At 41.2% G+C, this 14,503-nt stretch carries 15 protein-coding genes; 6 read left to right on the top strand and 9 right to left on the bottom strand.

Annotation, left to right across the window (positions count from 1 at the left end):
* Positions 1-136: 136 nt before the first annotated feature.
* The 4 genes from HWX64_RS09325 to HWX64_RS09310 all read right to left on the bottom strand — a co-directional run bounded on the left by HWX64_RS09325 (position 137) and on the right by HWX64_RS09310 (position 1,714).
* The gene (locus HWX64_RS09325) at positions 137-295 is read right to left on the bottom strand and encodes a hypothetical protein (protein WP_175989185.1); all 159 of its coding nucleotides are present in this window, start codon (positions 293-295) and stop codon (positions 137-139) included.
* A 26-nt stretch (positions 296-321) separates the two neighbouring features.
* Positions 322-576: a hypothetical protein gene (locus tag HWX64_RS09320; RefSeq protein WP_175989184.1), complete on the bottom strand. Its 255-nt coding sequence runs from the start codon at positions 574-576 to the stop codon at positions 322-324.
* A 26-nt stretch (positions 577-602) separates the two neighbouring features.
* A complete protein-coding gene (locus tag HWX64_RS09315; protein ID WP_175989183.1) occupies positions 603-947 on the bottom strand; it encodes a hypothetical protein in 345 nt (114 codons plus the stop codon).
* A gap of 92 nt (positions 948-1,039) precedes the next feature.
* The gene (locus HWX64_RS09310; RefSeq protein WP_175989182.1) at positions 1,040-1,714 is read right to left on the bottom strand and encodes a Type 1 glutamine amidotransferase-like domain-containing protein; all 675 of its coding nucleotides are present in this window, start codon (positions 1,712-1,714) and stop codon (positions 1,040-1,042) included.
* Positions 1,715-2,157: 443 nt separating this feature from the next.
* Between HWX64_RS09310 and HWX64_RS09305 the strand changes: the two genes are divergently transcribed.
* Both HWX64_RS09305 and HWX64_RS09300 read left to right on the top strand, forming a co-directional pair.
* The gene (locus HWX64_RS09305) at positions 2,158-3,372 is read left to right on the top strand and encodes a S8 family peptidase (RefSeq protein ID WP_175989181.1); all 1,215 of its coding nucleotides are present in this window, start codon (positions 2,158-2,160) and stop codon (positions 3,370-3,372) included.
* Between the two features lie 353 nt (positions 3,373-3,725).
* Positions 3,726-5,300, top strand: coding sequence for a M4 family metallopeptidase (locus HWX64_RS09300; protein WP_175989703.1), 1,575 nt, complete (start codon positions 3,726-3,728; stop codon positions 5,298-5,300).
* A gap of 47 nt (positions 5,301-5,347) precedes the next feature.
* Here HWX64_RS09300 and HWX64_RS09295 read toward each other — a convergent pair whose 3' ends face one another.
* Entirely contained in the window at positions 5,348-6,829 is a 1,482-nt protein-coding gene (locus HWX64_RS09295; RefSeq protein WP_175989180.1) for a SulP family inorganic anion transporter, read from the bottom strand.
* A gap of 268 nt (positions 6,830-7,097) precedes the next feature.
* Between HWX64_RS09295 and HWX64_RS09290 the strand changes: the two genes are divergently transcribed.
* Complete coding sequence (locus HWX64_RS09290) at positions 7,098-7,514, top strand: universal stress protein (protein WP_175989179.1); 417 nt, start codon at positions 7,098-7,100, stop codon at positions 7,512-7,514.
* A gap of 89 nt (positions 7,515-7,603) precedes the next feature.
* Here HWX64_RS09290 and HWX64_RS09285 read toward each other — a convergent pair whose 3' ends face one another.
* Positions 7,604-8,374: an alpha/beta hydrolase gene (locus HWX64_RS09285; protein WP_175989178.1), complete on the bottom strand. Its 771-nt coding sequence runs from the start codon at positions 8,372-8,374 to the stop codon at positions 7,604-7,606.
* 204 nt (positions 8,375-8,578) lie between these two features.
* Between HWX64_RS09285 and HWX64_RS09280 the strand changes: the two genes are divergently transcribed.
* Positions 8,579-9,256: a GDSL-type esterase/lipase family protein gene (locus tag HWX64_RS09280; protein WP_175989177.1), complete on the top strand. Its 678-nt coding sequence runs from the start codon at positions 8,579-8,581 to the stop codon at positions 9,254-9,256.
* A gap of 51 nt (positions 9,257-9,307) precedes the next feature.
* Here HWX64_RS09280 and HWX64_RS09275 read toward each other — a convergent pair whose 3' ends face one another.
* Positions 9,308-10,357, bottom strand: a complete 1,050-nt coding sequence (locus HWX64_RS09275; RefSeq protein ID WP_175989176.1) for a M14 family metallopeptidase — start codon at positions 10,355-10,357, stop codon at positions 9,308-9,310.
* 305 nt (positions 10,358-10,662) lie between these two features.
* Positions 10,663-12,141 (bottom strand): triacylglycerol lipase, encoded by a 1,479-nt coding sequence (locus tag HWX64_RS09270; RefSeq protein WP_175989175.1) that lies wholly within the window; start codon positions 12,139-12,141, stop codon positions 10,663-10,665.
* Between the two features lie 226 nt (positions 12,142-12,367).
* Between HWX64_RS09270 and HWX64_RS09265 the strand changes: the two genes are divergently transcribed.
* Positions 12,368-12,835 carry a hypothetical protein gene (locus HWX64_RS09265; protein ID WP_175989174.1) on the top strand — a complete coding sequence of 156 codons (468 nt, stop codon included), beginning with the start codon at positions 12,368-12,370 and terminating at the stop codon, positions 12,833-12,835.
* Positions 12,836-13,278: 443 nt separating this feature from the next.
* Here HWX64_RS09265 and pssA read toward each other — a convergent pair whose 3' ends face one another.
* On the bottom strand, positions 13,279-13,965 hold the full coding sequence (pssA, locus tag HWX64_RS09260) for a CDP-diacylglycerol--serine O-phosphatidyltransferase (RefSeq protein ID WP_175989173.1): 687 nt from the start codon (positions 13,963-13,965) through the stop codon (positions 13,279-13,281).
* A gap of 271 nt (positions 13,966-14,236) precedes the next feature.
* Here pssA and HWX64_RS09255 point away from each other — a divergent pair, with 271 nt between their 5' ends.
* Entirely contained in the window at positions 14,237-14,461 is a 225-nt protein-coding gene (locus HWX64_RS09255) for a hypothetical protein (RefSeq protein ID WP_175989172.1), read from the top strand.
* Positions 14,462-14,503: the final 42 nt, after the last annotated feature.

Genomic DNA, 14,503 nt, shown 5'->3' with positions numbered 1-14,503 from the left:
TCCCCCTGTAAACACTTATTCTTTGAATCGAACACCCTTGTATAGCTTATCGAATGATATCGAAAAAGCCCGTCCCTTAGATCACGCTATTTTAGTGAGGGACGGGCTTGAAACTTCAAGCTGAAACTTCATGACATCAGGACAAGATCACGTTTTTCATATAAAAGAATAAATAAATCAAGACACCGACCATGCCTATCGTCAAACCAATCACGATAAAGCCATATAAAAATCCCTTTATTGCTGCAAGTACATCTAAAAATAAATCCTTGCAGAAATCTTGAATGGCATTCATTTCATTAACCCCTTTTCAAGTCTTGTTCATTTCTCCAACATTCCCTTTTTGTACATTAAATATGCACTATATACTCCACCTACAATCAAAAAGACTGCAGAAGAATTGATGAATGTAAAGTCCATTACATAGTCATCAGCGGAATAACTTCCAGCCATAGCTGCCTGGAAAGCTGCTTTGCCTATCTTAGGCATGACAGTATTAAGAAGACCTGTGAGAAACAAAATCGCAATCCCTCCAACTGCAATTAAACAGCTAAAAAAAAATAATATTTTATTCATTATGTATCAATCAACCTTCCATCAACCTACCTGCAATAATTGATTTCCTCTTTACTTGTCACACTTCCGTTATTTTTATTAATGATGATTTCATATCCTTTGCAAGCCGAAGGATCTCTTTCATCCAATATTTCAACGATTACTTCGTCACTCATTTGGTACACCTCGGTCGCTTCATATGGTGTCGCATCGAGTTTTGATGACGGTTTCCACCAGCCGGCAAGGTATCGTTGGGAAATATCAACCGCAAGTGTTCTGTTGACAGGTAAATCGGACTGTTCAATATGTAATGTGCGCGCATCATTTCTTACAAAAATGCCCAGCATGATCAATATTCCAAACGCTGGAAAAATCAGGAGTTTTAAATTCATTCATTTCACCTATCTTCTCTTTGCTGCCTTCAGTTTTTTTAGGGCTTTCAAATGATTTCAGAATAAAAGGTTCTTTCATTTTCAGCGACTTTTCATTTCAACAGAGCCCCAATTTCAACTTCTCTATTCCCATCATCGTCAAATACCACTGCATTCTTGTTACCAATCACTTGTATTTCACACCCTTTGATGCATAGTCCCGTCTCCTCTGAGAGCGCAATGACAGGAAGTTGAAAATTATTTATAAAAGAACGTATGAATGTCTGCTGCCCTTTCTCATAGTGACATAGAATGGCATAGCGGTCCAATAAGCCCAGACCTTCATTATTCTCTAAGTGTTCTTTATTTTCATCATTAAGTGCACAAGTCATTATATGGCTTCCTAAAACAATCCCGCCGGCACTGCCTCCATAAACAGTCCCACCAGTCTTCAAATATTCCCTTATCAATTTTGAGAAATGTGTGTCTTTCAGTATTTTCAAAAGTCGAAATGTATTCCCGCCGCCAATATAAACAGCAAAAAAGTCCATTAACTCTACTAAGCTCTTATCTTCTAAATCTGTCCACATAACTATTCGTTTTATTCCAAGAGGGCTGAAGACCCCCTTTATCCATTCACAGCATGCCTCGTATGAAACGGAAGACGGTTCCATTGCAACCGGAATATATAAGAGCGGCCGGGCCCGATTTAATAAGGAGACAAAATGACGATCAATGTCCTCTGTCTGTTGTTCATTTCCTCCCCCTGAAATTACAATAGTGCCCATTTCCTCTTCCCCCTCTCCATAATTGTCATTTTACCACTTAGTTGTCATGATTCTCCATATAATCTTTTGATGAAATTTGTCATAGAAAAAATTTTTAAAAACCGTGTTGAGAAAAGACGTGACTGATTTCCTATACGTAATGATGTTGTGACAGCGGTTTCAAGGAAACTTTTCATGAAAAGAGGAAAAATTTTAATTTTTGACCGTTCATTTTCCTTTTATAACCAATTACCCTGACTCCGTGGGTATTCTTTATTTTTAGATAGTTTGCTAGAATCCTATTTAGCGAGATGCACTACATACAAGGATCATTCTTCAACAGCGTCTCCAGTGCTCTTTGAAAGGAGGAAATCGGAAGGGAAATCGGAATTCGGATCATTATCAGAAATTTGTCGTTATGTAGTCGGCCCCACTCTAAAAAAAGAAAACGGAGGAATACATTTATGAAGTTCAAGAAAATAGCCGCATTATCATTAGCTGCATCACTCGCGATCTTTCCAAGCTTTGGGGGAAGTGCTTTCGCGAAGGATTCCACCTCTTTGGAAATCTCATCAAAAAATACATCCGCAAACAAAAGCCTTGAGCAAAATGAGTATGTAAAAGGTGAAGTGATTGTAAAGTTTAAAGATTCTGCTACAGCATCAACAAAAGGAAATGCGCTTAAAGGCGTAAAGGCCACTGAGGTTGAAGACACAGATGCAGTTGAATCACCTTTCAAAGTCCTTAAGGTAGGGAATGTAGAAGCCGTTGTTAAAGCGTTGAACAACAACCCGAACGTTGAATACGCGGAGCCTAACTACAAACTTGCCGGCACATGGACACCAAATGATACTTATTATCAAGGCTATCAATACGGTCCTCAAAACACCTACACTAATTACGCATGGGATTACACCCGCGGCAGCAGCGGACAGGAAATCGCAGTTCTTGATACAGGCGTAGATTATAACCACCCTGACCTGGACGGCAAGACCATCCGCGGCTATGATTTCGTCGACAATGATTACTACCCAATGGATCTGAATGGTCATGGTACGCATGTTGCAGGTACAGCCGCTGCAGAAACGAATAATGGCACAGGTATTGCAGGAATGGCGCCTAATACTAGAATCCTTGCCGTTCGTGTATTAGATGCAAACGGAAGCGGTTCATTAGCGGACATCGCCGATGGTATCCGTTATGCTGCGGATCAAGGTGCAGAAGTCATCAACCTTTCTTTAGGCTGTGACTGCTCTACCACTACTTTGGAAAATGCCGTTAACTATGCATGGAATAAAGGAAGCGTCGTTATCGCTGCAGCAGGAAACGATGGAGTATCAACTACCTTTGAACCAGCATCTTATGCAAACGTGATCGCAGTCGGAGCTGTAGACAGTAATGACCGTAAGGCTTCTTTCTCGAATTACGGATCATGGGTGGATGTAACAGCACCTGGTGTCGACATAGCTGCCACAGTACCTAATAACGGATATTCCTATATGTCAGGTACATCAATGGCTTCTCCACATGTTGCCGGTCTTGCCGGACTTCTTGCCTCCCAGGGTCGAAACAATGTTCAAATCCGTCAGGCAATTGAACAGACTGCAGATCCGATCAGCGGCACCGGTTACTACTTCGAACATGGACGAATCAATTCTTATGATGCTGTAAGATACTAATCTATTTAACAACAAACGAATCCCTCTATGTCGTCTCGGCATAGAGGGATTTTAACTTATTTAATGACTTCCCAGGAATCATTATGTAAACGCAGGTGTTCGGAATCGTGATACATCATTATCTTTTACATTTTTTCACTCTAAATCGTCTATTTCATGAAAATTTTCCTCAATCACCTTAATAATGCTCAATTCTATCTACTAATATAGTCCTGGTTTTTCCCAATACCAAAATATATATTGTGATGTTAACATTTTATTGACAGAATTTTTAGAAATAAAAAATGGGAGGCGTTCAAGTGAAAAAGAAAAAGATAGCAGGTGTTGGTTTGTCAGTAGGATTGCTGGCGGGCATGTTAGCTACAGGAAGTGCCGCTGCACAGCCCCAAGCAAATGTTCAATGGAATGAAAAAGCAGGTACGCCTGAGTTTGTATCAGGAGTTCTCTCTGCCCCATCTAAAGAAAAAGCGGAAACCATCGTTCTCTCTTATTTAGAAAAGAATAAGCATACCTTCAAGTTAACGGATAAAGGTGCTAAAGACCAATTCAAGGTCTTATCTGTTGAAAAAGATGAGCTCGGGCTTACAGTCGTCCGCTTTCAGCAAATGTTCAAAGGGGTGCCTGTCTGGGGCTCCACTCAATCAGCTGTTGTGAATGAAAATGGAATCATCAAAGCTTTTTCAGGTGCAGTAGTTGCCGACTTGGATAAGAAAAGCTTGAAGGCAAGTAAAAAGGTGAAAGCGAATAAAGCACTCAAAATCGCAAAAAGTGATTTAGGGATCGATCCTAAGCTTGAAAAAGATGCAAAGCCTGAGCTTGTTGTTTATACAGATAATGATTCTGCCCGGTACGCATACTTTATCAATTTGAATTTCCTGCAGCCTGAGCCGGGGAACTGGAACTATTTCATTGATACAAAAACCGGGGAAATCCTCAATAAATACAATGATATGCACGAAGTCAGCGGGACGAATCAAGTAGGTACGGGCACCGGGGTGCTTGGCGGAACGAAACAGCTGAATACTACACTTTCAGGAAGCACCTACTATCTGCAGGATAATACCCGGGGTGGAGGAGTTTATACATACGACATGGACAACATGACCTTCTTCCCTCAATTCTTCCTGCCTGGCTCACTATGGGCGGACAGTGATAATGTGTTCAATGACTCCTATGATGCAGCAGCGGTCGATGCCCATTACTTTGCTGGACAAACCTATGATTTCTACAAAGAAAACTATAACCGAAATTCTTATGACAACAACGGGGCTGAACTGGTATCTTCCGTCCACTACAGCAGCGGTTATAACAATGCATTCTGGAACGGTTCACAGATGGTTTACGGGGATGGGGACGGAACTACATTCGCACCGCTTTCCGGCGGGATTGATGTTGTGGCGCATGAGCTGACACATGCCGTTACCAACTTCTCCTCTGACCTGGTCTATCAGAACGAATCAGGTGCTTTGAACGAAGCAATCTCTGATATATTCGGGACACTAGTGGAATTCGAAAAAGGTCAAAACCCTGATTTTGAAATCGGTGAAGACATTTACACTCCCGGGACAAGCGGTGATGCCCTCAGATCTATGAGCGACCCAAGCAAATATGGTGACCCTGATCATTACTCCGTTCGCTATACTGGAACGGAAGATAACGGCGGCGTTCACATCAACTCTGGAATCATCAACAAGCAGGCATATCTATTAAGTGAAGGAGGAACTTTCTATGGAGTGACCGTACCCGGCATCGGACGTGAGAAACTCGGTGACATTTATTACCGCATGAATACGGTATACCTCACTTCCTCTTCAACCTTCAGCCAGGCAAGGGCAGCTGCTGTCCAGGCGGCAAGCGACCTTTATGGCAGTGGTTCAGCTGAAGTAAATTCAGTCAAACTTTCATTTGATGCAGTAGGAATCTATTAATCTTAAAAAAACCAGCAGAGAATGTTCTCTGCTGGTTTTTCGATCTATTAATGATTAACAACCTTATCAAGGCCACCCGGCTTATTGTGAACAGCCAGTTTATCCATTAATTTATTACTTTCGGCATTAAGTCCTGCCAAGTTTACCTTAACCCCGTTGTGATGGTATTTCAGCACAATCTTATCAATCGCCCCAACGGCTGAATCATCCCATAAATGAGTATTCGTCAGATCCAATGTCACTTCCTTCACATCTTCCGTGAAATCAAAGCTTTCAACGAAATCTGTAACGGATGCAAAGAATAGTTGTCCGGACACCCGGTATACTTTCTTATGGGTTTGCTCCGATGCCAAAGTGGTAACCTTCACTTTTGAAATCTTGGAAGCGAAGAATACGGCACTTAAAATGATTCCTACGAGGACGCCTTTCGATAAGTCATGTGTGAATAACACTGTAATAACGGTAGCGAGCATCACAATGGTATCCGTGATTGGCGTTTTGTGAAGATTCATGACAGAGCCCCAATCAAATGTACCAATCGAGACCATGATCATGACCCCTACGAGTGCCGCCATCGGAATTTGAACTAAGAAATCATTCAAGAGCAGAATCAGGATCATTAAGAATGTTCCGGCCACAAACGCGGATAGTCTGCCCCGGCCGCCGGATTTAACATTGATGACTGATTGTCCAATCATTGCACATCCAGCCATACCGCCGAAGAATCCTGAAACAATGTTGGCCATTCCTTGTCCCTTTGCTTCTTTATTCTTATCACTTGATGTATCCGTCATATCATCTACAATCGAAGCAGTCAGCAATGATTCAACCAAACCGACAATGGCAATCGATAATGAATAAGGAAAAATGATTTGAAGCGTCTCAAACGTAAATGGAATATCAGGAATCAAGAAAATAGGCAGTGTTTGAGTTAATTCACCCATATCCCCAACTGTCCTAACACCTGTACCTGCCATAACAGAAAAAATCGATACAGCAATAATTGCTACTAGCGGTGAAGGTACGGCCTTCGTAAAACGCGGGAGAATATAGATAATGGCCAGAGCCGCAGCCACCATCACGTACATCATCCACTCTTCTCCAACAAAATGCGGCAATTGGGCTGTGAAAATCAAGATTGCCAATGCGTTAACGAATCCTATCATGACAGAACGTGGAACAAATTTCATTAAGCGGCCTAGTTTTAGGACACCCATAATAATCTGAATCACGCCTGTCAGGATAGTAGCAGCAAGCAAATACTTTAATCCGTGCTCGGCCACTAAAGTAGTCATCAATAAAGCCGTTGCACCCGTCGCTGCAGAAATCATGCCCGGACGTCCACCGACAAATGCTATGACCACTGCGATACAGAATGATGCGTACAACCCGACCATCGGATCTACTCCGGCAATGATCGAAAATGCAATTGCTTCGGGAATCAATGCCATCGCTACGACCATCCCTGCAAGAATGTCTGCGCGGATGTTTCCAAACCATTCATATTTAATTTTTGAAGATAAATTCATAATGCACCTCTTTTATTTTTTTGTCGTGACTTTCAACTCTCATGAAAGTCGGGGCCGTTTTACACAAGGCACATTATATAATGGATAATTGTTTTTGTGAACCACCAATGAAAGCGTAACCAGTAAGAATTATCTTTTGATTATACCGTTTTTCTTATGTTTTCTGCCGAGTTGTATAAATGTAAAAAAAGTTACATTTTTTTATGTGAAGACTGGTGTAAAATAGAATATATTCAGAAAGTTCAATCATTCGAGGGGAGGAACTTCTATGTTTAAAAAAATATTGCTTGCCACAGACGGATCTGAGCATTCAATCAGAGCGGCTGATAAAGCAATCACACTTGCTTCATTACAACCCGGTGCGGAAATTAACATTGTTTATGTGATTGACGCCAAACAATCAAAAGATGATGTCCTTCAGCACTGGGGGACCGATGCCTCAGATAAAAGAAAATTTAAACTTCAATTGATTGAACAAAAAGCGAAACATGCTGAAGTAAAATACGAAACGATTATTTTACATGGAGAACCCGGCCCTGCCATTGTTGAATATGCAAACAAGCATGCTTATGATGCGCTGGTAATCGGAAGCCGCGGCCTCAATACTTTTCAGGAAATGGTACTGGGAAGTGTCAGCCATAAGGTGGCTAAACGGGCAAAATGTCCGGTCATGATCGTGAAATAGAAAAAGCTTGAGGCTTCCACTCCTCAAGCTTTTTCTGTATATATGATAGCAAGAGGTCATCTATATACGTTTTTAATATAATTTTTGCGCTATCTCTTATATAAATAACCAAATATCTGCGGCAACCGTTCCCTCCATGCCAACTCGTTATGTACCGCACCTTCCACCACATGGAAACGGCAATCCTGAACCTTTTCCTGAAGTAAATGATATATTTCCCTGCTTGAGTCTATATATGTAAGATCATTAATGCTTTCTGTATTTTCTTTCGTTCCGATATCTAAATAAAATTTTTCAATTTTTGATAAATCGCTTTTTTTGATCAGGTCTTCAATCTCCACCTGATTAAACCAATATGCGGAGGAAATAGAAGCTACCCTTTTAAAAATATGTGGATACACGCATGCAGCATACGTTGAAATAAGGCCTCCCATTGAACTGCCAGCCATGCTGGTGTCATCTGGCAATGTCCGGTATTTCTCATCGATCATAGGCTTTAATTCATGTACAATATAGTCGATATATTCCTTTCCTTCTCCTCCTATTGACTGCCGTTCAGAAGAAAATACATCGGTCATTTCCTTGCTTTGCCACGGTCCATACTCATCTAATCTTTTCAAACCTTCATTACAGTCAACCCCCACCACTATCAGGTCCAAATCACTTTTATCCAGGTAATCCCCGACTCGCCAAGCCATTCCATACCCTGCATCTTCATCCCTATAAAGATTCTGTCCGTCATGCATGTATAAGACTGGGTAGCGTATTGTCCCATCTTCATTGTATGTATTAGGTAAGTAAACGCGAACCTGCCTCTTTCTCTTAAGAGGTGTAATGTTCACTTCAAAATTATCGTACATCCTTTGACCTCCTCTTCCGTATATACGAATAGTTTACCATTATTTCCTCCCCTATAGTTCAATTGAACGACCTAGCCCAAAGGCCCGTCCCTCGCTTGTTTAACGTGTTAAAGTGCTTTTGGGATTTGTCAGATTTCAACAGTAGTATATATTACACCCATCAATAGGTAAATATTGTATACTACTAGAAAGGGGGTATTTTTTATGAAAATAGGATTGTTTGGTGATAGCTTGACTGAAGGCAGACCCGGCGTATCATTTGTCAAGCTATTGAAAGAAAGATTTCCCCAGGACGATTTTGATAACCAGGGTAAACCGGGTGAAACCCTCAAAAGTTTATATGCACGATTGGTGAAAGAGCCAGTTACCTCTGACTATGACCTCTCTTTTTTATGGATCGGTGTTAATGATGTTTATTCCAAACTATTGAAAGTTCAAGCTAAGACGCCTGTCAGTGATCATGAGGAATTCAGGGAGTTGTTTGAAAAACTTATATCCCTTCTTTCCCTCCATTCCGAACGGGTGATTGCTGTTACCCCGGCATTGATCGGTGAACAAACCGAGAATGAACACAACAGGGAATTACACGAGCTGTCTTTTGTCATTCAGATTATTACGAGCAAACACACTTCTGTTGACTTACTCAATATGCATGAAGTATTCAAAGAACATTTTTCTGGCGGTTCAAGCAGTGACTTTATCAATACCAGAGTTCTCAGTATCATGAAAGACGCCCTCTTCTATAAGAATATCAATAAAATCGATCGACTCTCAGCCAAAAGGGGATTGAGATTTACACTCGATGTCATCCATTTAAACAGTAAGGGCGCACTGATTGCTGCGGATGAATATGCGAAACTCATCGAACAATACACCTGTTAAAAAAACGTGCGTTCCCAAACGGGGACCGCACGTTCACTCTTCCAATCTTGCTTATTCATGCTCACTGTGATTATAGGAACTCTCAGGTAAAGTATCCCAGAAAGAAGTATCCGCTTCCTTAATCGAGCCATCAGCAATGGCTTTCGCAGTCGCTTCCATTCCGATAACCGCCTGCTTGATCAAGTACCCGTTACTCTTTTGACCGAGTACATAATCTTCCCTATAGTGATCCGCCATACCTCTCATTTCAAAAAGAAGCGTTGCAATCCCATACTCGGCTGCCAGCCCATTTCTGGAAATGGTCTGCGCAGAACCTCCGATATATTTTGATAAAGTCCCAAAACCTCTGCTTTCCACAGTATTATATAAAACAGCCCCAAGCTGCTTGGACTTTTCGACGATCTGAGGATCTACCTCTTCGTTCGTCGGGTATAAAATCGAACCTGACACTAGCTCATCCGTTTCTCCCAGCGTTGTCTCCGCACCTTGGTGATGAAGGTCGATCATGTAATCTGGAGTGTATTTCTGCAGTACATTTTCGTGGAGTGCCTGAGTTTCCGGCTGCAGACGATCCACGTGATCCCGGTTTAGGTCCACTTCGTTTGCATTATAGCGGGTATGCGTGCCTGACACATAATCTTCTAAAGAAAAGTTCACGTCACCTTCCGCTCCGTCGACATTTAAACGTGGTGCCACCAAGATATTCACATTATCTAACATTTCTTTTACTTCCTTTGAATTTGAAGTGAGATGTTGAATGAATTTAAGAGCACCTTCCGTCGTGAGAACCTCGTTCCCATGCTGCTGCGTCAAATATAAAATCGTCGGATTGTTTTCGTTTGTTCCGAATTTTGCAAGATATAAATCGCGTCCTTTTACAGATTGTCCGTATACCTCAAGTGAAAGAGCTTCTGACTTAGCATCAAGTCGTTCAAGCAGCTTAGACATTTCATCATAACTGTGCAAACGTTCATTCTTGATCGTTTCACTCCCATTGTAACCTGGTCCATCTGCAGAAACGGGTGAGGTTGGAACGGTCAGTGCGATACCCGATGCCATTAATACCCCGGATACTGTGCCCTTGATCCATTTGTTTTTCATACGTATTCCTCCTTAATGTTTCGGTACTCTAAACTAATTTGATGCGTTCGACAAGAAACCCTTTTCTTTACGAAAAAACGAAACGAAAGGACCATGTTCCGGAATAGCGGATGGTGAAAAATGACTAAAAATGATGTCGGAATGAGAAGTAAATTGATTCCTTGTGTCCAGGGACTAAATATACGGATCGTTAGCAGAAAAACGATTATCGAACAAAACAACTTCCTTTTCACATCGGCTTCTCACTTCCGCCGTAAAAAAAAGAAGCTCAATTAGATGAGCTTCCACTGTTGTTGAATCTACTATTATTGAAAATACATTTTTCCTTCATCATCCACATATATGGACTTTACCATCGTCCTTTTAAATTTATCGCTGCCCTTCTCCCCCTCCACATCTATGGTTAAATTGTAGACACCTTCACCGAGCTTAGGCAGTTTGAATGTAGAATCTTTGAATTTTATTTTTCCTTTTTTAAGTTTTCCGTTCTTGTAATAGTCAATGGTAATATCCGTTTTCAATTTAACTTTGCTGCTTTTCTCCTTCACTTTTATAGTGTCTGAGCTTATATGCACATTCACTGAGTCGTTCATTTCACTATCGTAAGTGATATTCATCAGGTAGTGTTCTTCTTCAGAAGTATTAGCATGCAGTTTCCATTTTCCTGATTTGGGGATAGCGATGGAAACACTGTGATGAAACGCATCATTGAAAAATCCATTTTCATCTGCTGTTGTTTTAAGAGTATAGGTATCTTTTCCATCAGGATCTTCCAGGCTCAGGGACGTGTTTTTATGATTGCTGATCCAGTCAATTGTAACTTCTTCAGTTCCTTCCTCAACATAAAACGTTTCCTGTTTATTTCCTTTATATGCTCCGCCGCGAATATATGTCGAAGCAGTTTGGACTTCAGAATCGATACTTTGAATACCGGCACCAAAACTCGATGGAGCGCTTTCATTCAAATAACTTTTAAACAGGTTGAATGTAGAGGACCCTTCTTTGATCGTAGAGTGGTTCCAGGAACTTGTACCGAGATGTGCAGCATAGGGCAGGCGCGAACTGTTCACCGTTACAGCTCCATCATTACTTCCATATGAGCTAAGATATAAACCGCCCCAATAAAGTGAACTTCCGAAGCTTCCCCACTTCGTACCGGCAAAGGTATAGAAAGGGACTCTTCCGACGTTGCCGTGGGAATCAGTTTGTTCACGAAAATAACTCATATAGCCCGTCTGCAGAGAGTAAGTTGCATCACTTTTGCTGCCTAGTATGCCCGCAAGCCATCCGGCCCAGCTGCTATATGCAAGGTCGGCGAGCTCTGACCCCTTGTGAGGTGAAGAAAGTGTAATCACCCGTTCTACATAAGGGTACGCTCCATAATGCACAAGAGCTGATTGTGTGTCTATGCCGCCTTTACTGTGAGCTACAATGACGACTTTTTCACCGAAATAATTGTACATATCACGGATTCTTCCTGACAATAATGCTCCATTATCCCACATTGTTTTAGTCGGGTAGAGATCGATAAATGCTGTTTCATAACCATTTTGGTATGCAGTGTCATACATATTGTTGTCGTTCCACCATGTATTGGACGAAGAATTCAATCCATGTACAAATAAAACCGGGTGTTTGGACGGTGCCACATAGGATGGAACCGTACCTACATACCATTGTCCCGGAACACCGGACGGATCGTCTTTTCCGAAATCTCCCGCCATACCCCAGGATGGAAACATCAAGACTAAAGCAGCAGCCAGCAGCCAAACTTTTTTTAACATAGCATCTCTCCTTCACACAAAGTAAAACCTATAAAGTATATCGATAAATATCCCATGTTATTACGCTATAACCTTTATTTGGTAAGAATGGACTAAGTGAAATGTCCATCAAAGGAAAAAACTTGTGGACGGTGTTCAAGTGTCTGATTTAAAACGGCAATCTATATGTATATCCATGTTTCTTAACGCAAGAATAAATAGTAACTACGTTAATGGGAGTTTTTATATGACAGCAAAGATTCTTCTCTTTATAGGATTTCTTCTCCCCTGGTTCTCCTTGTTTTTTGCCAAACCTCATACAATCAGACGTTTTATGCCAGTCACGATCTTTACTTGTTTGTTGATGACCATTGTCTTTCAAATTGCATATACCTATGATTGGTGGGAGATTCATGAATATATTGTTCCTTGGGGATATATGATTGATGTGAGTTTTGCATATGGGTTGTTTGCTGTAGGGACGTTTTGGATATTCCGCTTCACCTGTCACCGGTTTCAACTGTATTTACTGGTCAATATTATTATGGATGTCTTTATGTGCTACGCAGCTCTGCCTCTATTAGATGTTTTAGGAATCGCATCTTACCAAAACATCACACCATGGCAGTATCTGTTGGTGATAGTGGGTGTCTCGATTATCATTTACTTCTATCATAAGTGGCAGGAAAAAGTGTTCGCACCTTCTGTGAATTAAAGAGGCTGGGACAAAACTAATATCTACCCACAAAAGACGAAGAATTTCAGTATAGGCTCTTAATACCGCTAATGATTTCCGCCGTGCAAGACTTCGCATTCCGCGGGGAGCCCGTGAGCCTCCTCGGCAAGCCTGCGGGGTCTCACCTGTCCAGCTGCAGGGCTTAGAGGCACAGATCATAAGCCCAACCGGCCATGAAGGCAAAGAACGCCTTCATGGCCAATTCGTCTTATGCCCCCCGCCTCTGAGCGAAGCCCTTCCGCTTTGCTAATAAGCTACTCTTCCCGCAGGAGTCTTCGTCTTGCACTCCAATCAACCGCTGGAAAGAGCTAAACCTAAAATGTATTTTGTACAAATTAATAACCCGGACTAATTTGCTTCCTGAAACGCAAATTAGTCCGGGTTTATTTAGATTAAAACACTTTTGTCCCAGTCTCTTAATATCATTCATGTTTCCCTCTTTTAATAAAACGATAGGCCACGTAGGCAAAGTAAAGCGGGGCAGCGATGTATATTAAGTAAGGAAATTGCTCATACGTTCCTTTGTATATAACGTACAAGAGTGCTCCAATAAAGATCGTCACGATCGTACCGTATTTTGGAAGCGGGATTTCTTTGAAACTTGGGATACGGATTCTGCTTACCATTAAAAAACACATAGCGGTGAAAATGACCGAAGTTACGATGTTCGGAATACGGTCTCCGAATAAAGTCAAGATGGCAAGTATTCCTCCTGCTGCTGTGATCGGGACGCCTATAAAGTAATGAAGTGATGATTTAGGCGGACTTGTATTGAAGCGTGCTAAGCGGTATGCACCGAACAATGGCAGCAGCCCTGCAACAAAGAAGCCCAATAATCCAAATTGATGAAAGGAAGTATAGTAAACCAGGAATGAAGGAGCCACACCGAATGTAACGATATCTGCCAGCGAATCAAGTTCTTTTCCCAACGTACTGTCAGCGTCAAGCATCCTCGCCAGCCGCCCATCCATACTGTCAAGCATCATTCCAATAATAATCAGTACTGCAGCATTCTTGAACTGACCATTAGCTGCAAAACCAATCGATAAAAAACCGCAGTATAAGTTGCCCAATGTCAGCGTATTAGGTATTTTTTTTGTCAATCTCATATGTAATCTCCAGTCTAAATCTAATCATATTTATAGAATACCATGTTTTCATAGAACATAAAGGTAAAAGTCCAAATTTCTTACCTTTCCCTTCTTTCCATATATAATATCCAACATGTATTTCATACCGGTTATCAGTTCAATATGACATCGAAATTTAAAAGGCTACTATAAAGCAAAAGAACGTATATACGAGTTCTTCTGTATTTGTTATAATTTTACTAATAAGTATGAAATATGAAGGGATTTCAATGAAACAAGGAGGTAAAAAATGACTGGGACCATTGCAGTTATCATGGTTTTTTCCATTCCTATCATTGCTATTTTTACAGATCATATGCAAAAGCAGTCAAAAATCAAGCAAAAGATGCTTGAAGATCAATTGAAGCTCGAACAATTGAAACATGAAAACTTTGTGATTGAAACAGAAAAGATGAAGCTCGAACTTAAGCAAATGACACTTGATGAACCGAAGAAGAACAGCAATGTATTTTAATGAGGCTGGGACAAAACTAAAAAACCGCCAAATAAAGACGAG

Origin of the sequence: Bacillus sp. Marseille-Q1617 (assembly GCF_903645295.1) — a bacterium.
Classification (GTDB): domain Bacteria; phylum Bacillota; class Bacilli; order Bacillales; family Bacillaceae_B; genus Rossellomorea.
The sequence above is the reverse complement of the archived record's forward strand: the minus strand, read 5'-3'. Positions and strand labels throughout refer to the sequence as shown.

What these genes read in the sequence shown, in the direction of transcription:
- HWX64_RS09315 (WP_175989183.1), bottom strand. Translation starts at nt 947, where the DNA reads ATGAATTTAAAACTCCTGATTTTTCCAGCGTTTGGAATATTGATCATG.
- HWX64_RS09255 (WP_175989172.1), top strand. Translation starts at nt 14,237, where the DNA reads ATGACTGGGACCATTGCAGTTATCATGGTTTTTTCCATTCCTATCATT.
- HWX64_RS09295 (WP_175989180.1), bottom strand. Translation starts at nt 6,829, where the DNA reads ATGAATTTATCTTCAAAAATTAAATATGAATGGTTTGGAAACATCCGC.
- HWX64_RS09280 (WP_175989177.1), top strand. Translation starts at nt 8,579, where the DNA reads ATGAAAATAGGATTGTTTGGTGATAGCTTGACTGAAGGCAGACCCGGC.
- HWX64_RS09325 (WP_175989185.1), bottom strand. Translation starts at nt 295, where the DNA reads ATGAATGCCATTCAAGATTTCTGCAAGGATTTATTTTTAGATGTACTT.
- HWX64_RS09270 (WP_175989175.1), bottom strand. Translation starts at nt 12,141, where the DNA reads ATGTTAAAAAAAGTTTGGCTGCTGGCTGCTGCTTTAGTCTTGATGTTT.
- HWX64_RS09310 (WP_175989182.1), bottom strand. Translation starts at nt 1,714, where the DNA reads ATGGGCACTATTGTAATTTCAGGGGGAGGAAATGAACAACAGACAGAG.
- pssA (WP_175989173.1), bottom strand. Translation starts at nt 13,965, where the DNA reads ATGAGATTGACAAAAAAAATACCTAATACGCTGACATTGGGCAACTTA.
- HWX64_RS09285 (WP_175989178.1), bottom strand. Translation starts at nt 8,374, where the DNA reads ATGTACGATAATTTTGAAGTGAACATTACACCTCTTAAGAGAAAGAGG.
- HWX64_RS09300 (WP_175989703.1), top strand. Translation starts at nt 3,726, where the DNA reads ATGTTAGCTACAGGAAGTGCCGCTGCACAGCCCCAAGCAAATGTTCAA.
- HWX64_RS09265 (WP_175989174.1), top strand. Translation starts at nt 12,368, where the DNA reads ATGACAGCAAAGATTCTTCTCTTTATAGGATTTCTTCTCCCCTGGTTC.
- HWX64_RS09320 (WP_175989184.1), bottom strand. Translation starts at nt 576, where the DNA reads ATGAATAAAATATTATTTTTTTTTAGCTGTTTAATTGCAGTTGGAGGG.
- HWX64_RS09290 (WP_175989179.1), top strand. Translation starts at nt 7,098, where the DNA reads ATGTTTAAAAAAATATTGCTTGCCACAGACGGATCTGAGCATTCAATC.
- HWX64_RS09305 (WP_175989181.1), top strand. Translation starts at nt 2,158, where the DNA reads ATGAAGTTCAAGAAAATAGCCGCATTATCATTAGCTGCATCACTCGCG.
- HWX64_RS09275 (WP_175989176.1), bottom strand. Translation starts at nt 10,357, where the DNA reads ATGAAAAACAAATGGATCAAGGGCACAGTATCCGGGGTATTAATGGCA.